Here is a 23,155-nt window from a genome sequence, read left to right as displayed (position 1 = left end):
ATTTGTGCAAATAAAAAAGGGAGCCAACGGCTCCCTTTGTGCATCAAAAATCCAACAGTATTTGTATAGTCAATTGTTTACTGACGACTTTCAGCTATCCACCCAGTTCACCCAGCCGTACTGCCAGGTCAGCAATACGATGATGCCGAACACGATGCGGTACCAGGCAAACACCATGAAGCTGTGGCTGGAAATGAAGCGCAGCAGCCAGCGCACGCAGAAGAAGGCCGAGACAAAGGAAAACAGCAGGCCCACCGCCCAGATGCCCAGATCGTCCGCTGCCAGCAGCGCGCGGTCTTTATACAGCGAATACAGCGAGGCGATGATCAGCGTGGGAATGGCCAGGAAGAAGGAAAACTCGGTGGCCGCCTTGCGCGACAGACCAAACAGCATGCCGCCGATGATGGTGGCACCGGAACGCGAAGTACCCGGCACCAGCGCAAAGGCCTGGGCGCAGCCCACCTTGAGCGCATCCAGCGGGCTCATTTCCTCTACCGTCTGCACCCGGATGCTGTGCTGGCGGCGCTCGGCCCACATGATGACCAGCGCACCGATGATGAACATGCTGGCCACCACCGGCGCGTTGAACAGGTGGGCCTTGATGGCCTTGCTGAACAGAAAGCCCAGTGCCGCGGCCGGGCAGAAGGCGATGGCCAGGTTGAGGATGAGGCGACGGGCTGCCGCATCATGACGTGCACCACCGACCACGGCGGCGATGCGCGCGCGGTATTCCCAGATCACCGCCAGGATGGCACCGGACTGGATGACGATTTCAAACAGCTTGCCGCGCTCGTCATTGAACTTGAGCAACTCGCCAGCCAGGATCAGGTGGCCGGTGGAGGAAATGGGCAGGAATTCGGTCAGCCCCTCGACAATGCCGAGAATGGCTGCCTTGAGCAAAAGCAGTGTGTCCATGATGTGATTGATGATGTGGGCGGGTTAAAAGGAAGAAGCAGTGAAATAATCCGCTAGCATAACCTGTCGCGATGACAGAATCACAACTGATGTGCAGTGCCGTACTGATGCACGCAGCCAGCCTTATTTCTTCACCCGGCTTTGCGAGCGCAGCTTGTAACGTCCGCCCGGATGCACCAGCCGGGCAAAAGTCACCAGATTCTTGTACGACCAGGTGCGGCGCAATACCAGCAGGCAGGGCTCACCAGCGGCGATATCCAGCATGGCCAGCTCGCGAGCATCCGGCAAAATGGCTTCCACGCTGTGCTCGATATCGGTCAGCGGGCAGGTTTCCATCAGGTATTCATTGGGCGTGCGGCGGGTGAAATCCTGCAGGATGTAATCCGGTGCCCAGGCCGGGTTCACATAGCGGTCTTCCAGCTGAATGGGCAGGCCGTCTTCGCGATGCACCAGAATGGAGTGATAAATCGGCGTGCCCACCTTCACCCCCAGTTGCAGGGCGATTTCCTCGCCTGCGGCAATGGTTTCCAGCTGGTGCACGTCGGCGCTGTGGGTATGGCCGCGCGCCGCCACTTCGGCGGCGATATTGTTGATGTCCAGCAGCGGCGATTCAGCCTTGCGCTCGGCCACATAAGTACCGTCCCCGGCAAAGCGCAGCAGGATGCCGGCCTCGGCCAGGTCGCGCACCGCCTTGTTGACGGTCATGCGCGACACGGAAAACTGGCTGGCCAGTTCCAGCTCGGGCGGAATCTTGCAGCCTGGCAGGAACTCCTTCTTGCGGATGCCTTCCAGAATGTATTCCTTGATACGCAAATAGCGCGGTTGAGCTGTGGCAGACACCTTGTATTCCATGCAAACGTTAAGATGAGGCATTCTAGACCGGACTGCGGCGGTTGTGGCTGATCCAGCGCAGAGTTCAGCCAAAGTACAACAGCCATGGCCGCTCTGCCCATCACCCGCCAGGCAGTTGTCACGGCCGCCTTGAGTTATGATTTATCCATTTCCCGCCAGCGAGACATCCGAATGTCCATTTCCCTGCCTCCCGCCGCCCAGCTGATTCCGCTTGGCAATGCACTCACCCTGCTGCAACTGGATGGCGGCAGTTTCTCCGCCACCCTGTCCTTGCTGGGTGGGCAATTGCTTTCCTTCCAGCCCTATGGGCAACAACCCTGGCTGTACATGTCGCCACAAGCCATGCTGCAACAGGGCAAGGCCATTCGTGGTGGCGTGCCGGTTTGCTGGCCCTGGTTTGGCTCGCACCCGACCGACACTGCCGCTCCGGCCCATGGTGTGGCGCGGCAGCAAGACTGGCAGCTGCTGTCAGTGGAGCAGGATGGCGATGCGTTTCACGTGAAACTGCAAGGCCCGCACTGGCAAGGGCTGGATGTTGAGCTGGAATACACCCTGTCCGACCACATTGCCATGCAGCTGCACACCCATAATCACAGCCAGCAGCCACACACGGTGAGCACAGCGCTGCACAGTTATCTCGCGGTCAGCGACAGCAGCCGCATTCAGCTGACAGGGGTGGAAGAAGCCGTTTTCGAAGACAAGGTAGCCGCTCGCTACAGTCGCTTGCCATCAAGCCCGCTACAGCTGAATGGCGAGTTCGATGCCATTGTCTACAGCGAGGCCGATGTCATCCTGCACGACCCGCAATGGCAGCGCCGCCTGCGCATCAGCCGCAGCGGTTCTGGCAGCGTGGTGTTGTGGAACCCCTGGCAGGACAAGGCGGCACGGCTGGCCGACCTGCCGGACGAGGGCTGGCATGACTTTGTCTGCATCGAGGCAGCCAATGCGGGTGAGGACAGCTACACGCTGGAACCAGGCAGCAGCCATACACTGGGCTGCCAGATACGGGCCGACTGAAGCCGGCTTCCCGATGCCCCCATCCCGGTGGACAGGGTATACTGCATAGCATCGCGCCATGCTTGGCGTTGTAGTGGACAGGTAGTCAATGGCAAGACAGAACACGATTTCCAGTTATCTCCCCGTCACCTTTTCCAATGGCAACCGGGTGCGCCGCTTTGGCAAGCACTGCCCGCATTGCCATGCCATGGTAGGGTGCGAACACATGTCCGGACTGGCCAGCCTGCAGCAGGACAAGCTGTTTCTGGCCGCCAAAGGCACCTGCCCGGCGTGCCATCATCGCTTTCCCATTGCCTGCATCATCACCGACGACAAACGGGTACACCGCGTGATGCTGCCCTTGTGGGCTTACCGCCTGTGGCTGCAACTAGCCACCCGCAACAGCCCGCAGCTGCCGGCGCGGGAAAACTGGGAAGTGGCCGAGGAAGTGCCGCTGCCGGTGGGCATTGTGGTGCCGGATGTGAATGCGGTGACGCACTCCAGTGAAATCCTGGGGCGTTTTCACGACCAGACCATCAGCGCCTGGGTGGAATACGAAGGCCGCCGCTTCCTGTTCGAACGCGCCGCGCCGCCCGGTCAGTTTTCCCTGAGCGAACATGAGTTGCTGCTGGCCGGTGCGCTGATTTACCGGCAGCAGGAAATCGCCACCACGGCTTGAGATGGCCGGTATGTGGATACCTGACACCAGCCCGGCCTAGCCGGGCTTTTTGTTGGCTGCAACGCCGGGTATGTTCTGGGTCTGGCCTCTAAACGACGGTTGTCCGCTGCGCGGTGATGTTTACATGGCGGTGCTGCCCGCCATGCAGGCAGGGGAGCTGCGTCGCCAGCTCCCCTGCACCCCTAGGCGACCCCGGGTTGCGCGTATTTCCGCCGTATCTGCGCCGGGCAAGGCGCCGCCGAACTCGCCATTCGCTAACGTCGAATGGCTCAAACATGCAGCGGCTTAAAACCTTGCCCAACGCAGCTCCGACGGCGCGCGCCACGGGGAATGTCATGCATCGTGAGCGTAATGACGACCACTCTTGTTGCAGCCCCACCATGAAAAACATCACCGCGAAGCGGTTCGCCATATTTCCAAACACGATGGGAATGGCGCTACCAACCAAGCTCTAGATACAGTAATCCCCCCACACCGCCTGCACCGCCGCCACCGCCGCCAGCGCAGCGGTTTCGGTACGCAGGATGCGCGGGCCCAGTTTCAGCGGGGTCCAGCCGGCATCCAGCGCGGCACTTTCCTCGTGGGCGGAATAACCACCTTCCGGCCCGGCCATCAGCCAGGCCCGCTTGGGTGCGCTGGCGATATCCGCCAGCTTCTGCGTCCCCAGGGGCGACAGGATCAGGCGCGCATCTGCCTGCTGTTGCTGCTGCAGCCATTCATTCAGGCTGAGGATGGGCAGCACCTGCGGCAAGGTATTGCGGCCGCACTGCTCACAGGCCGATTGCACGATTTCCTGCCAGCGCTGCACCCGCTTGTCGGCCCGATCGCCAGACAGCTTCACCACCGAGCGTTCGGCGGCAATCGGCTGAAACAGCGATACGCCCATTTCCACCCCTTTTTGCAGGGTGAACTCCATGCGGTCGCCACTGGAAATGGCCTGCGCCAGGCCCAGCCAGATGGGCGATTCGCGGCTGATGTCGTCAAAACGGGTGATTTCACAGCTGGCATCGCGCTTTTGCAGTGACAGCAAGCTGGCCTGGTATTCCCCGCCCTGTCCGTTGAACAGGGTCAGGCTGTCGCCTTCCTTCAGGCGCAGCACCTGGATGTGACGGACAACGGCATCGGGCAGCGACAGGGTTTGGCCTGCCGCCAGGGCTGTTTCGATAAAAAACCTTGGCATGGCGTATTGAAAGTCCGTGGTGATAACGGTATTTTGCTTTGTTTGCTGCAGTTGCAACAACTCGTCTTTGGCAAGTGGCTATTCTGACAGCTTTTCCCGCCAGGCCCGGCCCTGACGACGCATGACGCGTCCGCATTCCTGATGAGCACCACCATTGAATGGGGGCATGGCATGCCGGATTTGCAACTATTCTTCCAGAGTGAGCCAAGCTTACCCTACCTTGCCCGCACCGGCTGACCGATAACAGCGGGACCCAGGAGAACATAATGCAGGTGGTTGAACAGGTGATGCAGGTTGTCCGTGACGTGGCACGCCAGGAGGTGATGCCGCGCTTTTTGCGCGTGGGTAAAACGCGCAAGGACGACGGCTCGCTGTTTACCGAAGCCGACATGGCCTGCCAGCAGGCGCTGGGCGAACTGCTGCCGCGCGTGTTGCCGCACCCGGTGCTGGGTGAGGAAATGACGCGCGAAGAGCAGGATGCGCTGTGGCAGGACAACCCTGACGGCTTGTGGGTGGTGGACCCCATCGACGGCACCACCAACTTCGTCAACGGCCTGCCCTACTTTGCCATTTCCGTTGCACTGGTGGTGCGCGGCGTCAGCGAGCTGGGGGTGATCTACAACCCGGTGTCCGACGAAATGTTCTATGCCCGCCGCGGCCAGGGGGCCTGGCTCAACGGTCGTCGCCTGCCCTTGAAAACCACCCGCAACAGCATGGGCGATGCCATTGCTGCGGTGGAAGTGAAATACCTGCGCTCCGGCAAACTGGCGGCACGCATGAGCAGCGTGGCACCGTTCGGCAGCCAGCGCAGCATGGGTTCCAGCACGCTGGACTGGTGCTTTCTGGCAGCAGGCCGTTACGACCTCTACCTGCATGGCGGTCAGCGGCTGTGGGATTACGCTGCCGGCGCGGTCATCCTGGAAGAAGCCGGCGGCCGGCTGGCCAGCCTGAATACCGACGACTACTGGACGGATACCGTGTGGAAACGTTCGGTGATTGCCGCCATCGATCCCGAGCTGTACTGCCAGTGGCACCGCTGGGTGCGGGCGAATCAGTAAAAAACGGCCCGTCAGGGCCGTTTTCCATTACCGATCCAACAATGCAGCAATCAGTAGTTTTCCGGGCAGAAATGCCGTTCCACCAGCTCGATCAGGATGTGCAGCACCTTGATGTGCAGCTCCTGCACGCGGTCGGCATACTGGCCGCCCGGGGTGTTGACGTAGACATCGGCCAGCGGTTCCAGCCTGGTTGTCGCACGGCCGGTGAGGATGATCACCTTCATGCCCAGCTCACGCGCCACCGTGGCGGCGTTGACGATGGTCTGGCTATTGCCGCTGGTGCTGATGCCGATCAGCACATCGCCAGCCCGGCCATGGCTTTCCAGATAGCGCGAAAACACGTGTTCGTAGCCAAAGTCGTTGGCCACGCAGCTCATGTGGCTGGGGTCGGAAATGGCAATGGCCGCCATGCCGCGCCGGTTGTTGCGGTAACGGCCGGTCAGCTCTTCGGCAAAGTGCATGGCATCGCACATGGAGCCGCCATTGCCGCAGGAAAAGATGCGGCCACCGGCGGCCAGGCTGGCAATCAGTTGCTGCGCAGCGGCCTCGATGCTGGCCAGCGCCTCTGGATTGGCCAGCAAGTTGTTCAGTGCAGTTTGCGCTTCAGTCAGGCTGGACTGGATATGGGAAATCATCAGCGATCCATCATGCTTGCGGGCAAAGGCACACTGCCATTGCCACCAGTAAACAGGGCTGGCTCTTGTGCCAGCCCCGACATCATACCCCGAGGCCTTCTGCCACAGGAAATGGCAGGCGGGTAAATTTCAGCGAAGCACGATCAAGGCCGTACCGGCACAGCTGACAAAAGCACCCAGCCAGGCCACCAGCGCCGGCGGCTGCTTGTTCACCCACCACAGCATGGGCAGGATCAACACCGGGCTGAGCGCGGAGAGCATGCCCACCGTGGCCACATTGGCATGTTGCAGTGCCAGCATGATCAGCGTCATGCCCAGGCCTAGCGCCACCACGCCGTTCAGCCCCGTCTGCCCCAGCATGCGCAATGTATAAGGCCCACGGCTCCTGGCCAGCGGCAGGCCACCCAGCCACAGCACGTTGTGCGCAAGACAGGCCACACCCATGCGGATGGCCGAGGCGGTGACCGGCTCCAGCCCGCCGGCAATGGCCGGTTTGGCAAAGAAGGTGCCCAAGGCCTGGCACAGTGCTGCCGCCATGCCCAGTGCCACGCCCAGCTTGAAATGGGCCGGATGCTCCCAGGCCTTGCCTTGCTGCTTGCCACGGCCAAATGCCACTGCCAGCATCACACCGCCAAACACCATCACGCTGCCGACAAAGGCCAGCAGGCTGAGCTTTTCCTGCAGAAACAACATGCCCAGCAGTACGGAAAATACCGAGTGCGTGGCAAACAGCAGGCCGGAACGCCGCGGCCCCAGCCGGTTCATCGCAGAAAAATACAGGGTGTCGCCCAGGAAAATGCCGGTCAGGCCGGAGAGCAAGGCGGGCAGCACATTGGCCCACTGCATGCTGTGCCAGCCGCCAATGGCCAGGCTGATGCCGCCCAACAGCAGCGTCATCAGGCTTAGCCGCAGGCGGGTAAAGGTGAAGGGGCCAAAATGCATGGCCGGGCCGGCACCCAGAATGGCGCCCCAGGCCCAGCAGGCTGCCGCGCCCACGGCGGCAAGGTCGTACCACATGACAATCCAGTCAGTCCCCGGCGCAGGGCCGGATAGGTGTTGGGAAAAGCGCCAGCTTACCTGCCCGGCGGCCACTCCGGCCAGCGCGGCGCCGTGTCGGCGAGTAGCCAGGGCCGGTCATGGCTGGTCCAGATATGCTGGCTGGCCTGCTGTGCCGGTGCTTCGTCCAGCGTGGCCACGCGCAGGATGACATAAGGGCTGCCCTCGCGCTCGGCCAGCAGATGGCTGCCACACTGGCGGCAGAAATGGCGCAGCTTGCCGGGCGAGGACTGAAAACTGCCCAGTTGGTCCACGCCGCGCAGCCAACGGAAATGCTGGCGCAGTACCCCGGCCGTTGGCACAAAGGGTGCGGCATGGGCTTTCTGGCAAGTGTGGCAATGACAATGGCTGACGGGCAGGTCCGGTTGATCCGCTTCATACGTGATGGCACCGCACAGACAGCTGCCTAGCATGGCGCCCCGTCCAGCAGGGTGATTTCCACCCGCTCCTTGCCCTTGCCGATATTCTTGCGCTTGAGCGCAATGCGGCCCACCTCGCCGGTACGGCGCAAGTGCGTGCCACCACAGGGCACCCGGCAGTAGCCGGGTACTTCCCAGTAACGCCGCTGGGCTTCCAGGTCGGAGAAGGCGCTGACAATCTCGCTGTCAGCATCTATCAGGCGCTGCACGCTGGCCGTGATGGCGGGCAGATGCGGGGTGATGGGTTCGGGCAGGGCAAAGTCGATGCGCGCCTTGTCCGCCGCAATGTGTGCGCCGATTTTCTCCACCCCGGCAAAGTCGCGGTAAATGGTTTCCAGCGTCAGTTCGGCGGCAAAGTGCAAGCGCATCAGGCGGTAGCGGCGCGGCCAGTCAATGGCCACCGTCACCTGCGCCCCGGCAGTCAGGCCATGCTCCGGCGGTAGGGTGTAGACAATGTCCTGTCCCTGTTTTTCCGCCAGTTCGACAGGCCAGCCGGCAATGGTGCCGGCATCGCTTTCCTGCCCGCCGGAAAAGGCATAGAAGATGGTGTCCTGCAGCCATAGCTGCTGGCCGTCCACCCGCGCCACCGTGGTGGTGAGCGTGGTCTGGTAGGGATCAGTCCAGAACAGCTTGCCGGTCACAGCATGCGCGCCAGGTAGTCGACCAGGCTCATCGGGTAGCTGAATGGCTGGCCCAGCAGTTGCTGGTACACATTGCGGTACTCGGCATGCTTGGGCTGCAAGACCAGTGCCTGGGTCAGCGACTGCACGGCCGCGCGCGAATCGCCCAGTTGCAGCTGGGACATGGCCAGGATGAACCAGGCTTCATGAATGCGGAAATTCAGCGACAGGGCCTGGCGGGCCAGCAAGGCCGCCTCCTCATAGCGTTCGCTGCTGAAGGCGCTGCCCAGCTGGCCAACGCTGCCTTCCAGTACCGGCAAGCTGGTTTGCTTGCTCAGCACCAGGGTATGGCCGTTGCCGACATTACTGTCGCTTTCCTCCTGCGCTTCCAGCAGCCAGTAGCCGCCCAGCCCTTGCTGGTTGAACCAGTTGAGTGCATCGAACAGGCCTTGCAGGGTGAACACGTGATAATGCGTGCGCCAGGGCAGTTCCGGTAGCAGGGATTGCGGCGTCACCCTTTGCTCGAAGGCCTCGACATGGGCCTGCAAGCCGGTAATCGGCCGCACGCTGTCCTCCACCAGCGCATCGCGCTTGGGGACGATCATGAAATTGATGCCGCCCGGACGTAGCACCCGCAACCATTCCTGCCAGGCGGTAAAGATGGCTGGCAGGTGCTCCAGCACATGCGAACTGGCCACGTAGTCCAGCTCGCCATTGGCAAACGGCAGGTCGGTAGCCTCGGCCACCACATCCACCTGATCCACCCCGCGGCCATGCCGCTGCTGTTCGGCGGCATACACCCGGTAGTCGGCCAGGTCGCGTTCATCCACATAGCGCACCCCGTCACACGGCGCCACGCTGATGCAGTCGGCCGGAGCCAGCGGATTATGCGCGCCGCGCCCCAGCTCGATTCCCTTGCCCTGCAAATACTGAGTTGCCAGTTCCATGATTCCTATCCTTGTTGCGCGCTCAATTCAGCGGATAGCCGTTGATAGACCTGCTGATCCAGCTTTTCCATCATGCGCTCCGGGCTGGATAGCGCGGTAAAGCCATATTGCGCATACAGGCCATGCGCATCCGCCGTGGCCAGCATCATGCGCCGCAGGTTCTGCAAGCCGGGATGCGCCATGACGAAATTCATCAAGGCCTTGCTGATGCCCTGCCCGCGCCACTGGGGCAGCACAAAAACATCGGCCAGATAGGCAAAGGTGGCCTGGTCGGTAATCATGCGGGCAAAGGCCACTTGCTGACCGTCGGCATAGGCACCGAAGCACAGCGAGCCGGCCAGCGAGCGCTCGAAAATATCACGCGGCAACCCGGCAGCCCAGTAGGACTGCTGGCTGAGGTAATGGTGAATCATGTCGCGGTCCAGCCGGGCCGGATCACAATCAAATTCCAGTGGCAGCGACTGAGGCATGCGCACGCTCCGTAATGGTCGGTGCCGGGTGAGGCTGGCACGGTGTCTGCATTCAATGCCACGGCAATGGTTGCCGGATCAAGGCATTGCTGCCCGACAAGGCGGTATGGACGCGCCGGTCAGGCCAGCTGGCAGTGTCGACCGGAAGCCGTTTGCGGTCAACGGCTATTCACGGTGCATGCGCTGTTTACAGTATTGCCAGCAGCGTTGCAGCCAGCTATCCGGGGTGGCATGTGCCGCCACCGCTGGGGGCACTTCGCCTGAGGTCTGGCTCAGGCGGGCATATTCATGCGCCGACAGCTCTTCGGACAAGGGGGAAGGCTGGGCTTGCCGCCTATGCTTCACCCGGGAAAAGATGCGTACCATGCTGACATTTCCTGTGCAAAAACCCGGCCTGACTGGGAATAAAATATGACAGGCCATGATTTGCACATTTAATGCCAAAGTCATTACAGTGCCAAGTCGTGGTGATTACCTATTGCTGCTCAGCTGGTACTCAGAGAGACATCAGGCGGCAGCTGTCCGCTTGTCGGCCCGCATTTGCAGCAGGCCGGCGGCCGAATACAGCAGCAAGGCCAGCCAGATCAGGCTGAAACCGAACAGCTTGCCGCTATCGAAGGGCTCACCAAACAACAGCACGCCCAGCGCCAGCTGAATGGTGGGGCCGATGTACTGGATCAATCCCACCGTGGCCAGCTTCAGCCGTCGCGCGCCGGCGGCAAACAGCAACAGCGGGATGGCAGTCACCACGCCGGCACCCACCAGCAGCACATCCAGCGACAGCGCCTGATGCAGGAAAGCACCCTGCCCCTGCCATTGAAACCAGCCCAGCGCCAGCAAGGCCAGCGGTGCCATCAGGAAGGTTTCCAGCGCCAGTCCCTCCAGCGAGGCCAGCGGTGCTTTCTTGCGCAGCAGGCCATACAGGCCGAAGGTGGCGGCCAGCGACAGGGCAATCAGCGGCAAGGTGCCGGTACACCAGGTAATCCAGGCCACTCCGGCCGCAGCCAGTGCCACCGCCGTACGCTGGATGGGCGTGAGCTTCTCCGCCAGGAACAGACGCCCGAGCAAGACATTGAACAGCGGGTTGATGAAATAACCCAGGCTGGCTTCCACCACGTGGCCGGCATTCACCGCCCAGATGTAAATCAGCCAGTTCAGCGACAGCATCAGCGAGGACAAGCCGAAGATGGCCAGCTTTTGCGGCTGGCGCACTGCCTCGCCCAGCCAGGCCCAGTTGTGACGCACGGTGAGGATGCCGGCCACAAACACGGCAGACCAGACAATGCGGTGACAGAGAATCTGCAAGGCCGGCACCTGGTGCAGCGGCTTCCAGTACAGCGGAAACAGGCCCCAGATGACGAAAGCAATAAACGCAAACAGGACACCACGGGTGGCATCCTGACGGGAAGGGATAGCGGACATGACACGCTCGATGGCTGGTTTTTTGATTGTGCAGCTTAACGGCTTCTGCCGCGCAGAAAAACCATGGCTACCATAACATGCTGTTCTGCCAGACAAACAATCGGCCGCGGCAACACGGCCAGACCATGCTGCACTGGCACAATCGCCGCAGTTGCCCTGCCTGTCCGTCAATACCTTTGACGTTGACGTAAACGTAAGCTACAGTCCGCCACATGAAGCCCCTGCCACTGTGCCTGCCAAAAGGCTGCTCTCTGGCAGCAAAACGGCCTACAACATAATGAAAGGCGGGTGCTTTCTTGCCGGAAAACCCGCCCCCGCCACAAGCGAAAACAAGCCGCAGGCCGTACCGGCCACCTTACCGGACAGGACCTGAGCGGCAGGAGGAGAAACCATGTCGATCCGTCATGTTGATCTGGAAGAGAAATACACCGCCCCCACCGGCCAGGTGCTGATGACAGGCATCCAGGCGCTGGTTCGCCTGCCCATGCTGCAACAGGAGCTGGACCGTGCAGCCGGGCTGAATACCGCAGGCTATGTCACCGGCTATCGTGGCTCGCCCCTGGGCAATGTCGACCAGACCATGCAGAAGGCCGAGCCCTACCTCAAGCAACACAATGTGGTGTTTCATCCCGGCCTGAACGAAGACCTGGCCGCCACCGCGGTGTGGGGTACGCAACAGGTCAACATGTTCGAAGGGGCCAAGTACGATGGCGTGTACGCCATGTGGTACGGCAAGGGCCCCGGCGTGGACCGCTCCGGCGACGTGATCAAGCACGGCAACGTGGCCGGCACCAGTGCCAAGGGAGGTGTGCTGCTGGTAGCCGGTGACGACCATGCGGCCAAGTCCTCCACCTTTCCGCACCAGTCCGACCACATCCTGGCTGCCAGCATGATTCCGGTACTGTCCCCGTCCGGCGTACAGGAAGTGATCGACTTCGGCCTGCACGGCTGGGCGATGAGCCGCTACTCCGGCTGCTGGGTTTCCATCAAGGCCATTTCCGACACCATAGAAAGCTCGGCGGTAGTGGACATTTCGCCGGAACGCTTCAACTTTGTCATTCCGCAGGACTTCCCCATTCCGGAAGGCGGCCTGTCCATCCGCTGGCCGGACCCGCCGCTGGTGCAGGAAAAACGCGTGCTGCACCACCGCCTGTATGCCGCGCTGGCTTATGCCCGCGCCAACAAGCTCAACCACATCACGCTGGATTCGCCCAAGCCGCGTCTGGGCATCATTACCTGTGGCAAGAGCTATCTGGACGTGATGCAGGCGCTGGACGACCTAGGCATCGACGAAGCCCTGGCTGCCGACATCGGCCTGCGCATCTTCAAGGTGGGCATGGTATGGCCGCTGGAACCGGAAGGCGTGCGCCACTTTGCCGAAGGGCTGGATGAAATCCTGGTGGTAGAAGAAAAACGCCAGATCATCGAATACCAGTTGAAGGAACAGCTATACAACTGGCGTGACGATGTGCGCCCGCGCGTGGTGGGCAAGTTTGCCGAAAAAGGCGAATGGGCATTGCCGCACGGCGACTGGCTGCTGCCCGCTGCCGGCGAGCTGACTCCGGCCATGATTGCCCGCGCCATTGCCAGCCGCCTGGCGCTGATTTTCGACAGCCCGGTGATTCACGACCGGCTGAAGTTCTACGACGAAAAAGAAGCCCAGCTGGTGAAGCCGCGCGAAGCCATTGCCCGCGTGCCGCATTACTGCTCCGGCTGTCCGCACAACACCAGCACCCGCGTGCCGGAAGGCAGCCGCGCCGTGGCCGGCATCGGCTGTCACTACATGGCGCACTGGATTGAAGGCGACAGCACCAAAACCTTCACCCAGATGGGTGGCGAGGGCATTACCTGGGTAGGCCAGGCACCGTTCACCAATACCAGACACATTTTCACCAACCTGGGTGACGGCACCTACTTCCACTCCGGCCTGCTGGCCATCCGCGCGGCGGTGGCGGCCAAGGTCAACATTACCTACAAGCTGCTGTACAACGACGCGGTGGCCATGACCGGCGGCCAGCATGTGGATGGTTATCTGGACGTACCGATGATTACCCGCCAGCTGGCGGCCGAAGGCGTCAAACGCATCGTCATCACCAGTGACGACCCGGACAAATACCAGAGCGTGCAAGGCCTGGCTCCCGGCGTGGACGTGTTCCACCGCCGCGAACTGGACCGCCTGCAAAAAGAGCTGCGTGAAACCGAAGGCACCACCGTGCTGATTCACGACCAGACCTGCGCCGCAGAAAAGCGCCGCCGTCGCAAACGCGGTGAATTCCCCGACCCGGCCAAGCGCGCCTTCATCAACGAAAAGGTGTGCGAAGGCTGTGGCGACTGCAGCAAGAAATCCGGCTGCCTGTCGGTGCTGCCGGTGGAAACGGCACTGGGACGCAAACGCAAGATCGACCAGTCCAGCTGCAACAAGGACTACTCCTGTGTGGAAGGCTTCTGCCCCAGCTTTGTCACCGTCGAGGGCGGCAAACTGAAAAAGCAAAGCGGTGCCGCTGCCACGCTGGACAGCATGCCCGCCCTGCCTGCACCGCATATTCCGGCGCTTGAAGACCCGTTCAGCATCATGATTACCGGCGTGGGCGGCACCGGTGTGGTCACCATCGGTCAGGTACTGGGCATGGCTGCCTATCTGGACAACAAGGGCGTTACCGTACTGGACATGGCAGGCCTCGCACAAAAAGGCGGCTCGGTGTGGTCGCACGTGCGTATTGCCAACAGCCAGCAGCAACTGCATGCCGTGCGCATTGCCGCTGGCGATGCCAACCTGGTGCTGGGCTGTGACCTGGTGGTCACCGCCGCGGAGGAAGCGCTGGCCAAGATGCGCGAGGGCTTCAGCCACGCCATCGTCAACAGCTACGAATCCCCTACCAGCGCCTTCCTGAAGAACCCGGACGTACGCTTCCCCAGCCGTGCCATGAAGGATGCGGTGATCGAATCGGTCGGTGCCGGCCGCTTCTGGGAAGTCAATGCCACCCGCCTGGCCACCGCGCTGATGGGCGATGCCATCGCCAGCAATATGTTCATGCTGGGTTACGCCTGGCAGAAGGGCCTGGTGCCGGTGAGCGAAGAAGCGCTGATGGAAGCCATCCGCCTGAATGGCGCTGCGGTGAAATTCAATCAGCAGGCCTTTATCTGGGGGCGTCATGCCGCCCACGATCCGGGCAGGGTGGAAGCACTGACCAACCCGTCTTCCGTGGTGCAGTTTGTTCCACGTGAAACGCTGGATGGCGTACTGCATCACCGCGCCAAGGAACTGCTGAACTACCAGAACCAGGCGCTGGCCGAGCGTTACAAAGCGCTGGTGGGCAAGGTTCAGGCAGCGGAACAGGCGCTGAACCCGGCCAGCAGCAGCCTGTCGCTGGCGGTGGCCCGTGCCTACTTCCATGTGCTGGCCTACAAGGACGAATACGAAGTGGCCCGCCTGTACACCGATGGCGACTTCCTGCGCGAGCTTGCCAGCCAGTTCGACGGTGATTACCAGCTGCGTTTCCATATTGGTGCCAGCTGGGTGACCGGTGGCGTGGCCAAGAAAATCGCCTTCGGCCCCTGGCTGCTCAAGGGCATGAAGTTGCTGGCCAAGCTGCGCTTTTTGCGTGGCACTGCACTGGACCCGTTTGGCTGGCAGAGCGACCGCAAACTGGAACGCCGGCTGATTGCCGAGTTCGAGCAGCTGGTTGACGGCCTGCTGTCTGGGCTCACACTGGACAATCTGGCAACGGCTACCGAGCTGGTGAAGCTATACGAAGGCGTGCGTGGCTTTGGTCATATCAAGGAAGCGGCCTATCGTCAGGCCAGTGACAAACAGAAAACCTTGCTGGAGCAGTTTCGCCAGCAGGCAGGCAAACGCAAGGTAGCCTGATGGATTTGTGAGTGTTGTAGCAGTAAAGAGAGGGTGGTTCAGGCGCGGATGACATCATCCGCGCCCTTTTTTTGATCAAAAAATCCCGGTTCTGGTGAATCACTGCACTGTTTCAAGGCAGTGCCGATGCGACAAAAGCCTCGCTGGGCCATCAGGACAGCATCAGGCTCAGGCGGCGCGCTTCATCCAGCGCCTGGTCCACACCATTGTATTCATCCTGCCAGACCCAGATGCCATGAACCGCATCCAGCGCCTCCACCAGCCACAGCCGGCCATTGCTGCCCAGTGCCACCTGACGGGCACGCACCGGACGACGGTAGTTGAACATCACGATATCACTGGTTTTTTGCACAGCGGGGGTATGCTTGCGCGGGCTTGAAAAGAAGGGCATGGCGAAACCTCCTGTTGGGCGATATGCCACTGTTGGTACAGCAAATGCCGTGCCAGCTTTGTGCAAGGCAACATGAAAAGCCAGCGCAGCCGTCTGATCACAAGCTGCACAGTTTTTGACGTCCGCTTGCCTGCGGCTTAGCATGACCCATTGCCCCACGGGAACCGCGTGCATGGAAAACCGCAAACTCGCTGTACTGATTGACGCCGACAATGCCCAGGCCAGCCTCACCGCCGAACTCTTGGCCGAAGTGGCCAAATACGGCACGGCCATTGTCAAGCGCGCCTATGGCGACTGGACCACCACCCAGCTCAAGAGCTGGAAAGAGGTACTGCACAAACACGCCATTCACCCCATTCAGCAGTTTGCCTACACCAGCGGCAAGAACTCCACCGACTCGGCCCTCATCATCGACGCCATGGATTTGCTGTACACCGGCAACTTCGATGGCTTCTGCCTGGTGTCATCCGACAGCGACTTCACCCGGCTGGCCACCCGCCTGCGCGAAGGCGGGCTCACTGTCATCGGCATCGGCGAAAAATCCAAGACACCGCGCCCCTTCATCGCCGCCTGCGACAAGTTCGTGTTTACCGAAATCCTGCGTCCGGAAAAAACACCGGAGGTGGCAGTCAGCAGCGACAAGCCCAAGGCACGCAGCACGCGCCAAAGCAAGAGCAAACCCGCAGCACCCAGGGACATCCACCCGCTGCAGGCCATGTTCACCTCTGCCATCGACGCGGTGGCACGGGAAAGCGGCTGGGCAGAATTATCAGCAGTTGGGTCTTACATCGCCAAGAACGACCCTTCGTTCGACCCGCGCAATTACGGCCATTCGCGCCTGTCGCAAATGGTGAAAAAACTGGATTTCCTCACCGTGCAGGAGCAGCGCAACGGCTCCAAGCTGCACAGTGAAATCCGGCTCAAGGAAATCGACAGCAGCGAGACGGCCAACAACACGGCGGCAAAGCCGGACAGCCCAGAGTCAGCCAGCACCGGCAAGCCGGCCAGCGTGCGTAAAAAACGCAGCCCGCGCAAGAAAACCGATACCCCGGCCGAACAAGGCTGAAACAGACTATCGGCCGTGGCACTGCCCTGCCCGGCCACCAAGCAAGCAAGAGGAGAAACCATGCAAATTCGTGATGCCAAGCTGGAAGATCTGGCCGTCATCCTGGATATCTACAACGAGGTGATTGCCACCTCCACCGCCATCTACAATGACGACCCGCTCAATCCCGGCGAGTTTGCCGTCTGGTTCCAGGACCGTCTGGCCGCAGGCTATCCGGTGCTGGTAGCCGAAGAAAACGGCGAAATCCTGGGCTTTTCCAGTTTTGGCGATTTCCGCCCGCGCCCCGGTTTCCGCTTTACCGTGGAGCACAGCGTGCACCTGGCCCCGGCCGCCCGTGGCAAGGGCATTGGCAGCGCTCTGGTCAGCGCCCTGTTCCCGCGCGCGCAGGCGCTGGGCAAGCACACCATGCTGGGCGCGGTGGATGCCGCCAATGAAGGCTCGATCCGCTTTCACGAGAAACTGGGCTTCATCAAGGTGGGTGTACTGCCGCAGGTGGGCTTCAAGTTTGGCCGCTGGCTGGACCTGGTCTACATGCAGAAATTCATCGACGGCCAGAGCGAAGGCCCGGCCTGATCAACAAGCTGGCTGCCTGGCAGGCAGCTTTCCCGTCTACTCCCTTTCTCCCGCCCTTGCCCTGTAAGGGAGGCGGGAATAAAGAAAAACGCCGCAGTTTCCTGCGGCGTTTTCTGTTCTGCTACTGCGCTGTTGAAACAGCGTCCGTTCTTGAAGTTCTCTATTCTCTGCCTCTGCACGACTTAGCGCACGACTGCAACAATATCCTTACTGAACACCTTTTCGCAATACTTGCATTTCATTTTCACGTCCTTGGATTGTGCGCGTACCGAGAAAAAGCTCTTCACCGGTTCGGCATGCGAGATGCAATTGGAGTTGGGGCAGGCAAAAATGCCTTCGATGCTTTCCGGCAATTCCAGCTTGTGCTTCTTCACCACTTCGAAGTTGTCGATCACGTTCACCGTGGCCTTGGGGGCAAACAGGGCCAGTTCGTTGGCCTGCTCTTCGGTCAGCGCCACGTTTTCCACCTTGATGATGTCCTTGGCACCCATGTGGCGCGAGGACAGGTTCAGGCCAACGGTAATGCGCTCGCCGGTTTCGGCCAGCTTGAACAGACGCAGGATGTTGACGCCCTGCCCGGCCGGGATGTGGTCGATGACGGTGCCTTGTTTCAGGGCTTCGACGGTACGGGTGTATTGCATGATGTTTCCTTCCCTGATTTAGACGGTTTCGTTCAGTACCAGCGACAGCAGCGCCTGACGGGCATACACACCGTTCTTGGCCTGCTCGAAGTAATAGGCATGCGGGGTGGCATCCACATCCACGGTGATTTCATCCACACGCGGCAGCGGGTGCATCACCTTCATATTGGTACGCGCGGTCTTCAGCATGTCGGCACGCAGCACGAACTGGCCCTGGATTTTCTTGAACTCGGCTTCGTCAAAGCGCTCGCGCTGCACGCGGGTCATGTACATGATGTCCACCAGCGGAATCACATCGTCCAGGCTGTCCACCAGGGTGTATTCAATGCCCTTTTCGTCCAGCTCTTCGCAGATGTAGTCCGGCATGGCCAGCTGTTCCGGCGCAACAAAGTAGAAGCGCGCGCTAAACAGCGACAGTGCCTGGGTCAGCGAATGCACGGTGCGGCCGTATTTCAGGTCGCCGACAAAGGCGATGGTGAGGTTTTCCAGCGTGCCCTGGGTTTCACGAATGGTGAACAGGTCCAGCAGGGTTTGCGTGGGGTGCTGGTTGGAGCCGTCGCCACCGTTGATCACCGGTACGCTGGAGAACTCGCTGGCCAGTCGCGCCGCGCCTTCCTTGGGGTGGCGCATCACCACGGCATCGGCATAGGAGCTGATGATCTTGATGGAGTCGGCCAGGGTTTCGCCCTTCTTGGCGCTGGTATTGCCACCGTCGGCAAAGCCGATGATATCGCCACCCAGGCGCTGTACCGCGGTTTCGAAGGACAGGCGGGTACGGGTGGACGGCTCGAAGAAACAGCTGCCCACCAGCTTGCCTTGCAGCAGGTCGTTGCGTGGATTGCGTTTGAGCTTGCCCGCCGTTTCAACCACGAGCTCAAGCTCCTCGCGTGAGAAATCCGGGATGGAAATGATGTGTTTCCGATAGAGCGGGTTTGCCATGATAGGGGTCCTTGGTTCTGCGAATTCTGCGAATGTTGTTTTGCCCATAAAAAAAAAGCCCCTGAGCAATCAGGAGCTTTTTTTCTGGAATAGCCGGGGTTCGGGAACAGTCAGGCCTTGCAGCAACGCTTTTGCGCCACCGTCGCGGGTGGTGGTGAGGCGGGTGACAACAACTGCAAATGGCGACAAGACGGCTCCTCCGAACAAACCCCGCGATTCTAATCCCAAACCTTGCGCTTGATAAGAGCGGTGTCGCATTTTGCCAATTCCATGACCCCAGGCATGTTGATCGGCCAATTCAGCGCTCAAACAAAACGCCACCCCGGAAGGTGGCGTTGTCATCATCGGCCGGCAATCAGCAACTAGAGCTTGAAGTGGCTGACCAGGCTTTCCAGGTTGGCGGACAGCTCGCGCAATTGCGTCACCGAATCGGACACCTGCTGCACCACATCGGCATTACTTTGTGCCATGGCGCTGATGCGTTCCACGTTCTGGGCAATTTCCTGGCTGGCCGAGGATTGCTCACGGGTGGAAGCGGCAATGTCCACAATGCTGGCCACCAGACCCTGGCTGCGACCCAGCACGGTATTCATCGCCGCATTGGCTTCGGCGGCAATCTCCACGCTCTGGCTGACCTGATCGCGGCTGTTTTTCACATCTGCCACTGCGTCGCGCGTTTCGCTGCTGATGGCATTGACGATGCGGGAGATCTGCACCGTGGCTTCGGCAGTACGGCCCGCCAGGTTACGCACCTCGTCGGCCACCACGGCAAAGCCGCGGCCCATTTCGCCAGCACGTGCGGCTTCAATGGCTGCGTTCAGCGCCAACAGATTGGTCTGGTCTGCGATGTCCTTGATCACCCGTACGATGGTGCTGACTTCTTCGGAGCGTTCGCCCAGCCCGTTCATGCGTTCGGCCAGCGCTTGCATGCTGCTTGTCATGCGCTCGATCTCGCCGGTGATGCGGGTGACCGTAGCCACGCTTTGCGTGGTCAGCTCGCCGGTTTCACGCGCGGTGTGCTCGGCTTCTTCGGCGGTATCGGCAATATGGTGCACGCTCACGGTAACCTGCTCAACCCCGGCCGCCGTGGCACTGGCGGCATCGGTCTGGCTGGCGGACGCCTGCTGCACCTGGCTGGCGGATTCGGCCAGGCTGGCAGCAGCCACGCTGACTTCGTGGCTTTGCTGGCGCACTTCGATGAACATCTCGCGCAGGCTGTCGATGAAGCGGTTGAAGGCATCGGCAGTACGTCCGATTTCATCGCGGTTGGCAATCTGCATGCGCACGGTCAGGTCGCCACGGCCGGAGGCCAGCTGGTCCATGGTGTCGGCCAGTTTGTTGAGCGGCCGGGTCAGGGTGCGGACCACGGCGGTCAATACCAGCAGGATCACCACCAGTGCCACCACGCCAATCAGGATGGCCGTCAGCGATTGCTTTTTCGCATCGGCAGTAATGGCTGCCGTGGGGATGGAAACACCCAGCGTCCAGAACTGGCCGGTATCGCCTACTTTGACTGGCTGGAAGAAATGGGTGAAGCCGCCATGCTCAAAAATAAAGGACTCGCCCTTCTTGATCTGATCCAGATGGCTGGCCAGCGCATCTTCCTTGGGCACGGGCTTACCCAGGAGATCGGGCTTGTCGGACACCACGTACAGCCCGCCTTCGGACACCATGCGCACATAGCCGGTTTCAAACGGGTGGATGGCGCCAAAGCGCTTTTGCAGCTGGTCCAGTGCCACGTCGGTGGCCGATACGCCGAGCATCTTGCCGGCGGCATCCTTCATCACCACGGCCAGCGAGCTTTCCAGCACCATCTTGCCCTGTACTTCATAAGGGTAAGGCTCGGTAATGGTGTCGCGGCCACGCTGTTTGGGCACGAAGTAGAAATCACCCCAGCCCGATTTTTCGTAGTCCGGCTGATAGGTTTCCGGGTGGTCCTTGAACTTGGGAAATTCCTTTACCCGGTCGGCCGACATCATCACGTCCATCTGGGCCTTGCCCTGGGCATTCTTGGTGATGTAAGGCTGATAGCGCCCGGTAGGGTCATGGCGCGGCCAGTCCAGGCGGAAGGCATTATCGTTGCCATCAAAGGCATTCGGTTCCCACAACATCCACAGGCCAACCGAGTGCGGGGCACCATCCAGCAATTGCTGGATCATGTTGTCAGCCAGCTTGCGGTCTGGCGCGGCCACCCGCTTGATACCCAGAATGCTGTCGGCCAGATGATGTGGCAGGGTGAAGCCCTGATTGAAATCGCCTTCGGCATCCTTGGCGTAACTGCTGGCCTGCTCGGAAGCCAGCTTGTAGCCCACATCAACGGCTGCCGAATAACTTTGCCATGCAATCAGGCCTATCATCACCGCAAAACCCACCGCGATGGCTGCCGCAGCCACCACGATGATGCGTGTACTCAGATGACCCCACTTTTCCGTCGCCATACTCGTTTCCCCGAATCCAGTTGTGATGGTTGCGCTGGCTGTTTAGCTGCATGTTTTTAGTCGCATACCCTCTAGCATAATGGGGTAAAACCATCTTTGCTGCCGTAATTTGTGATCATAAACCTATAAATCACATCGGCATAGCACGGCCCTGCCTTATTAATGACAAATTGATTTACATATTGATAACAAAGAATTAGGGCGCGGTTCTGGCTTCCAGTTCGGTCAGCCAGTGCATGGCCTGGCTGTTGCTTTCTCCGCACATTTCAGCAGATGGCTGGAGGCCGGCGCAAACGGCGGGCCGCTCCGGATGACCGAACAGCAGGCACAGATTGTCCGCGCTCAACTGGATGCAACGTACGCCTGCAGGCTTGCCCGAAGGCATGCCCGGAATGGGAGAGGAAATGGACGGTGCGATGCAGCAGGCACCGCAATGGAGACGGCATTGCATGGAAACAGGGGGTACAGGGGCAGGAAAACGGGCCACCATACCACAAAGCAGATGCAAGCCAACTGTCAATCGGACACAGATAATTTACAATAACGAAAAACATCTTTCCGCGATTTACGGAACACCAAGCAACAGCCTCCCGCTGCCAACAAGTTTAGAGCACACGAAATGATCAAGTGCATCGACGTGTCCGACCTCAAGGTTGGCATGTACATTCACGACCTGAACTGCGACTGGATGTCTCACCCGTTTCTGCTGAAACGTTTTCTGGTCAAGGATGAAGCCGCAATCCGCAAGATTGCCGATGCGGGTATCCACGAAGTCTACATCGATACCGACAAAGGCCTGGACCTGCCTCATGCCCCCACCATTTCCGAAGTCAAACACAAGCTGGAACAGGAAATCATCGACCTGGCCAGCCGCGAAGTGCCAACCGAACGCCGGGTGGATGCCGCAGCCGAATACGGCCGCGCACAGCTGATTCACAACGAAGCCAACCTGATCGTGCGCAGCATCTTGCAGGATGTGCGCCTGGGCAAGCAGGTGCAGCTGGAAATGGTGGAGCCGTCCATCGAAAAGATGACCTCCTCCATCCTGCGCAATGGCGGTGCGCTGCTGTCGCTGTGCCGCATCAAGGACAAGGACAATTACACCTTCCAGCATTCGGTCAGCGTCGGCGCCCTGATGGTGAGCTTTTGCAATGCAATGAACATGAGCCGTGAGGTGATTCACCATGCCGGCATTGGCGGCATGCTGCACGATATCGGCAAGATGAAAGTACCGGACAGCATTCTCAACAAGCCAGGCAAGCTGACCGAACAGGAATTTGCGGTAATGAAATGCCATGTGGTGGAGAGCAAGCAAATCCTGCTCTCTACCCAGGGCATCTCCGATACCGCGGTGAAAGTAGCCGCCCAGCACCACGAACGGCACGATGGCAGCGGCTACCCCGAAGGGCTGAAAGGCGAGGAAATCTCCCAGCTGGGCCAGATGGCAGCCATTGTCGATGTGTACGATGCGCTGACTTCGGACCGCTGCTACCACAAGGGCATGTCGCCAACTGATGCCCTGCGCAAGATTTTCGAGTGGTCCAAGTTCCACTTCAACCCCGTGCTGGTGCAGGCCTTCATGCGCTGTATCGGCATTTATCCCATCGGCACCCTGGTGCGGCTGGAAAGCGGCAAACTGGGCGTGGTGATCGAACAGAATGACAATAATCTGGTATCGCCCAAGGTGAAGGTGTTTTTCAGCACCAAGAGCAATACCTACATCCCGCCGGAGGTGGTGGACCTGTCGCGCAGCATGGGGGCCGGCGGGGCAGACAAGATTGTCAGCCACGAATCGCCCACCAAGTGGCGTATCGACCCGCTGCGTTTTCTGTGAACGCAAAAAAGCCCTGAATCATCAGGGCATCAGGCTGCCAACAAGGTTCTGGTGCAAATGTACTGGACCCGGCAAAGCCGGGCCTTCCGACGGAGTGATTACTTCCGCAGCCTTCCCATCTGTTCCCTTTCCCCCGCCCTTTCCCGGCCAATTGAA

At 60.4% G+C, this 23,155-nt stretch carries 23 protein-coding genes; 7 read left to right on the top strand and 16 right to left on the bottom strand.

The window, feature by feature from the left end; all coding sequences use genetic code 11:
• Positions 1 to 90: 90 nt before the first annotated feature.
• Both DKK66_RS07830 and hutC read right to left on the bottom strand, forming a co-directional pair.
• The gene (locus tag DKK66_RS07830) at positions 91 to 915 is read right to left on the bottom strand and encodes an undecaprenyl-diphosphate phosphatase (RefSeq protein WP_045845965.1); all 825 of its coding nucleotides are present in this window, start codon (positions 913 to 915) and stop codon (positions 91 to 93) included.
• A 123-nt stretch (positions 916 to 1,038) separates the two neighbouring features.
• Positions 1,039 to 1,755 (bottom strand): histidine utilization repressor, encoded by a 717-nt coding sequence (hutC, locus tag DKK66_RS07825; RefSeq protein WP_231588830.1) that lies wholly within the window; start codon positions 1,753 to 1,755, stop codon positions 1,039 to 1,041.
• Positions 1,756 to 1,851: 96 nt separating this feature from the next.
• Here hutC and DKK66_RS07820 point away from each other — a divergent pair, with 96 nt between their 5' ends.
• Together DKK66_RS07820 and DKK66_RS07815 are read left to right on the top strand one after the other, a co-directional pair.
• Complete coding sequence (locus DKK66_RS07820; protein ID WP_242673587.1) at positions 1,852 to 2,784, top strand: D-hexose-6-phosphate mutarotase; 933 nt, start codon at positions 1,852 to 1,854, stop codon at positions 2,782 to 2,784.
• 88 nt (positions 2,785 to 2,872) lie between these two features.
• A complete protein-coding gene (locus tag DKK66_RS07815) occupies positions 2,873 to 3,442 on the top strand; it encodes a hypothetical protein (RefSeq protein ID WP_131356885.1) in 570 nt (189 codons plus the stop codon).
• Between the two features lie 451 nt (positions 3,443 to 3,893).
• Here the strand turns inward: DKK66_RS07815 and DKK66_RS07810 are convergent, their stop codons facing one another.
• Positions 3,894 to 4,622 carry a 16S rRNA (uracil(1498)-N(3))-methyltransferase gene (locus DKK66_RS07810; protein ID WP_131356881.1) on the bottom strand — a complete coding sequence of 243 codons (729 nt, stop codon included), beginning with the start codon at positions 4,620 to 4,622 and terminating at the stop codon, positions 3,894 to 3,896.
• 272 nt (positions 4,623 to 4,894) lie between these two features.
• Between DKK66_RS07810 and DKK66_RS07805 the strand changes: the two genes are divergently transcribed.
• Positions 4,895 to 5,680: an inositol monophosphatase family protein gene (locus DKK66_RS07805; protein ID WP_045846006.1), complete on the top strand. Its 786-nt coding sequence runs from the start codon at positions 4,895 to 4,897 to the stop codon at positions 5,678 to 5,680.
• Between the two features lie 50 nt (positions 5,681 to 5,730).
• On the opposite strand, the gene gmhA is transcribed toward DKK66_RS07805, so the two are convergent.
• The 8 genes from gmhA to rarD form a co-directional block, all read right to left on the bottom strand.
• A complete protein-coding gene (gene gmhA / locus DKK66_RS07800; RefSeq protein WP_131356878.1) occupies positions 5,731 to 6,315 on the bottom strand; it encodes a D-sedoheptulose 7-phosphate isomerase in 585 nt (194 codons plus the stop codon).
• Positions 6,316 to 6,444: 129 nt separating this feature from the next.
• Positions 6,445 to 7,332, bottom strand: coding sequence for a DMT family transporter (locus DKK66_RS07795; protein ID WP_062788944.1), 888 nt, complete (start codon positions 7,330 to 7,332; stop codon positions 6,445 to 6,447).
• Positions 7,333 to 7,388: 56 nt separating this feature from the next.
• Positions 7,389 to 7,784 (bottom strand): GFA family protein, encoded by a 396-nt coding sequence (locus DKK66_RS07790; protein WP_131356875.1) that lies wholly within the window; start codon positions 7,782 to 7,784, stop codon positions 7,389 to 7,391.
• Positions 7,778 to 8,431, bottom strand: a complete 654-nt coding sequence (locus tag DKK66_RS07785; protein ID WP_131356872.1) for an alanyl-tRNA editing protein — start codon at positions 8,429 to 8,431, stop codon at positions 7,778 to 7,780. Before DKK66_RS07785 ends, DKK66_RS07790 begins: the two co-directional genes overlap by 7 nt.
• On the bottom strand, positions 8,428 to 9,357 hold the full coding sequence (locus DKK66_RS07780) for a class I SAM-dependent methyltransferase (RefSeq protein ID WP_131356869.1): 930 nt from the start codon (positions 9,355 to 9,357) through the stop codon (positions 8,428 to 8,430). The genes DKK66_RS07785 and DKK66_RS07780 overlap by 4 nt, the downstream gene beginning before the upstream one ends.
• A 5-nt stretch (positions 9,358 to 9,362) precedes the next feature.
• On the bottom strand, positions 9,363 to 9,827 hold the full coding sequence (locus DKK66_RS07775) for a GNAT family N-acetyltransferase (RefSeq protein ID WP_131356866.1): 465 nt from the start codon (positions 9,825 to 9,827) through the stop codon (positions 9,363 to 9,365).
• A gap of 165 nt (positions 9,828 to 9,992) precedes the next feature.
• On the bottom strand, positions 9,993 to 10,193 hold the full coding sequence (locus DKK66_RS07770) for a hypothetical protein (protein ID WP_131356863.1): 201 nt from the start codon (positions 10,191 to 10,193) through the stop codon (positions 9,993 to 9,995).
• A gap of 141 nt (positions 10,194 to 10,334) precedes the next feature.
• The gene (gene rarD, locus DKK66_RS07765; protein ID WP_062788950.1) at positions 10,335 to 11,249 is read right to left on the bottom strand and encodes an EamA family transporter RarD; all 915 of its coding nucleotides are present in this window, start codon (positions 11,247 to 11,249) and stop codon (positions 10,335 to 10,337) included.
• A gap of 391 nt (positions 11,250 to 11,640) precedes the next feature.
• On the opposite strand from rarD, the gene DKK66_RS07760 reads away from it, so the two are divergent.
• The gene (locus DKK66_RS07760) at positions 11,641 to 15,117 is read left to right on the top strand and encodes an indolepyruvate ferredoxin oxidoreductase family protein (protein WP_131356860.1); all 3,477 of its coding nucleotides are present in this window, start codon (positions 11,641 to 11,643) and stop codon (positions 15,115 to 15,117) included.
• A 151-nt stretch (positions 15,118 to 15,268) separates the two neighbouring features.
• On the opposite strand, the gene DKK66_RS07755 is transcribed toward DKK66_RS07760, so the two are convergent.
• Positions 15,269 to 15,508 carry a hypothetical protein gene (locus DKK66_RS07755; protein ID WP_045845953.1) on the bottom strand — a complete coding sequence of 80 codons (240 nt, stop codon included), beginning with the start codon at positions 15,506 to 15,508 and terminating at the stop codon, positions 15,269 to 15,271.
• Between the two features lie 172 nt (positions 15,509 to 15,680).
• On the opposite strand from DKK66_RS07755, the gene DKK66_RS07750 reads away from it, so the two are divergent.
• Both DKK66_RS07750 and DKK66_RS07745 read left to right on the top strand, forming a co-directional pair.
• A complete protein-coding gene (locus tag DKK66_RS07750) occupies positions 15,681 to 16,574 on the top strand; it encodes an NYN domain-containing protein (protein ID WP_131356857.1) in 894 nt (297 codons plus the stop codon).
• Between the two features lie 60 nt (positions 16,575 to 16,634).
• The gene (locus DKK66_RS07745; RefSeq protein WP_045845951.1) at positions 16,635 to 17,147 is read left to right on the top strand and encodes a GNAT family N-acetyltransferase; all 513 of its coding nucleotides are present in this window, start codon (positions 16,635 to 16,637) and stop codon (positions 17,145 to 17,147) included.
• Between the two features lie 182 nt (positions 17,148 to 17,329).
• On the opposite strand, the gene pyrI is transcribed toward DKK66_RS07745, so the two are convergent.
• The 4 genes from pyrI to DKK66_RS07725 all read right to left on the bottom strand — a co-directional run bounded on the left by pyrI (position 17,330) and on the right by DKK66_RS07725 (position 21,616).
• On the bottom strand, positions 17,330 to 17,788 hold the full coding sequence (gene pyrI / locus DKK66_RS07740) for an aspartate carbamoyltransferase regulatory subunit (protein WP_045845950.1): 459 nt from the start codon (positions 17,786 to 17,788) through the stop codon (positions 17,330 to 17,332).
• Positions 17,789 to 17,806: 18 nt separating this feature from the next.
• Complete coding sequence (gene pyrB, locus DKK66_RS07735; RefSeq protein WP_131356854.1) at positions 17,807 to 18,727, bottom strand: aspartate carbamoyltransferase; 921 nt, start codon at positions 18,725 to 18,727, stop codon at positions 17,807 to 17,809.
• 362 nt (positions 18,728 to 19,089) lie between these two features.
• Positions 19,090 to 21,165 carry a methyl-accepting chemotaxis protein gene (locus DKK66_RS07730; protein WP_131356851.1) on the bottom strand — a complete coding sequence of 692 codons (2,076 nt, stop codon included), beginning with the start codon at positions 21,163 to 21,165 and terminating at the stop codon, positions 19,090 to 19,092.
• Positions 21,166 to 21,361: 196 nt separating this feature from the next.
• Positions 21,362 to 21,616, bottom strand: coding sequence for a YkgJ family cysteine cluster protein (locus tag DKK66_RS07725; RefSeq protein WP_131356848.1), 255 nt, complete (start codon positions 21,614 to 21,616; stop codon positions 21,362 to 21,364).
• A 168-nt stretch (positions 21,617 to 21,784) separates the two neighbouring features.
• Between DKK66_RS07725 and DKK66_RS07720 the strand changes: the two genes are divergently transcribed.
• Positions 21,785 to 22,999, top strand: coding sequence for an HD-GYP domain-containing protein (locus DKK66_RS07720; RefSeq protein ID WP_131356845.1), 1,215 nt, complete (start codon positions 21,785 to 21,787; stop codon positions 22,997 to 22,999).
• The last annotated feature ends 156 nt before the right edge of the window (positions 23,000 to 23,155 follow it).

Source organism: Aquitalea sp. USM4 (genome assembly GCF_004328945.1).
Classification (GTDB): Bacteria; Pseudomonadota; Gammaproteobacteria; order Burkholderiales; family Chromobacteriaceae; genus Aquitalea; species Aquitalea pelogenes.
Note: the sequence above shows the minus strand (reverse complement) of the source record. Positions and strands in the feature narration are given on the sequence as shown.

What these genes read in the sequence shown, in the direction of transcription:
- DKK66_RS07775 (WP_131356866.1), bottom strand. Translation starts at nt 9,827, where the DNA reads ATGCCTCAGTCGCTGCCACTGGAATTTGATTGTGATCCGGCCCGGCTG.
- DKK66_RS07810 (WP_131356881.1), bottom strand. Translation starts at nt 4,622, where the DNA reads ATGCCAAGGTTTTTTATCGAAACAGCCCTGGCGGCAGGCCAAACCCTG.
- DKK66_RS07820 (WP_242673587.1), top strand. Translation starts at nt 1,852, where the DNA reads ATGGCCGCTCTGCCCATCACCCGCCAGGCAGTTGTCACGGCCGCCTTG.
- DKK66_RS07780 (WP_131356869.1), bottom strand. Translation starts at nt 9,357, where the DNA reads ATGGAACTGGCAACTCAGTATTTGCAGGGCAAGGGAATCGAGCTGGGG.
- gmhA (WP_131356878.1), bottom strand. Translation starts at nt 6,315, where the DNA reads ATGATTTCCCATATCCAGTCCAGCCTGACTGAAGCGCAAACTGCACTG.
- DKK66_RS07720 (WP_131356845.1), top strand. Translation starts at nt 21,785, where the DNA reads ATGATCAAGTGCATCGACGTGTCCGACCTCAAGGTTGGCATGTACATT.
- DKK66_RS07790 (WP_131356875.1), bottom strand. Translation starts at nt 7,784, where the DNA reads ATGCTAGGCAGCTGTCTGTGCGGTGCCATCACGTATGAAGCGGATCAA.
- DKK66_RS07830 (WP_045845965.1), bottom strand. Translation starts at nt 915, where the DNA reads ATGGACACACTGCTTTTGCTCAAGGCAGCCATTCTCGGCATTGTCGAG.
- DKK66_RS07755 (WP_045845953.1), bottom strand. Translation starts at nt 15,508, where the DNA reads ATGCCCTTCTTTTCAAGCCCGCGCAAGCATACCCCCGCTGTGCAAAAA.
- DKK66_RS07760 (WP_131356860.1), top strand. Translation starts at nt 11,641, where the DNA reads ATGTCGATCCGTCATGTTGATCTGGAAGAGAAATACACCGCCCCCACC.
- DKK66_RS07725 (WP_131356848.1), bottom strand. Translation starts at nt 21,616, where the DNA reads ATGCAATGCCGTCTCCATTGCGGTGCCTGCTGCATCGCACCGTCCATT.
- DKK66_RS07730 (WP_131356851.1), bottom strand. Translation starts at nt 21,165, where the DNA reads ATGGCGACGGAAAAGTGGGGTCATCTGAGTACACGCATCATCGTGGTG.
- DKK66_RS07795 (WP_062788944.1), bottom strand. Translation starts at nt 7,332, where the DNA reads ATGTGGTACGACCTTGCCGCCGTGGGCGCGGCAGCCTGCTGGGCCTGG.
- DKK66_RS07750 (WP_131356857.1), top strand. Translation starts at nt 15,681, where the DNA reads ATGGAAAACCGCAAACTCGCTGTACTGATTGACGCCGACAATGCCCAG.
- rarD (WP_062788950.1), bottom strand. Translation starts at nt 11,249, where the DNA reads ATGTCCGCTATCCCTTCCCGTCAGGATGCCACCCGTGGTGTCCTGTTT.
- pyrI (WP_045845950.1), bottom strand. Translation starts at nt 17,788, where the DNA reads ATGCAATACACCCGTACCGTCGAAGCCCTGAAACAAGGCACCGTCATC.
- pyrB (WP_131356854.1), bottom strand. Translation starts at nt 18,727, where the DNA reads ATGGCAAACCCGCTCTATCGGAAACACATCATTTCCATCCCGGATTTC.
- DKK66_RS07745 (WP_045845951.1), top strand. Translation starts at nt 16,635, where the DNA reads ATGCAAATTCGTGATGCCAAGCTGGAAGATCTGGCCGTCATCCTGGAT.
- DKK66_RS07770 (WP_131356863.1), bottom strand. Translation starts at nt 10,193, where the DNA reads ATGGTACGCATCTTTTCCCGGGTGAAGCATAGGCGGCAAGCCCAGCCT.
- DKK66_RS07815 (WP_131356885.1), top strand. Translation starts at nt 2,873, where the DNA reads ATGGCAAGACAGAACACGATTTCCAGTTATCTCCCCGTCACCTTTTCC.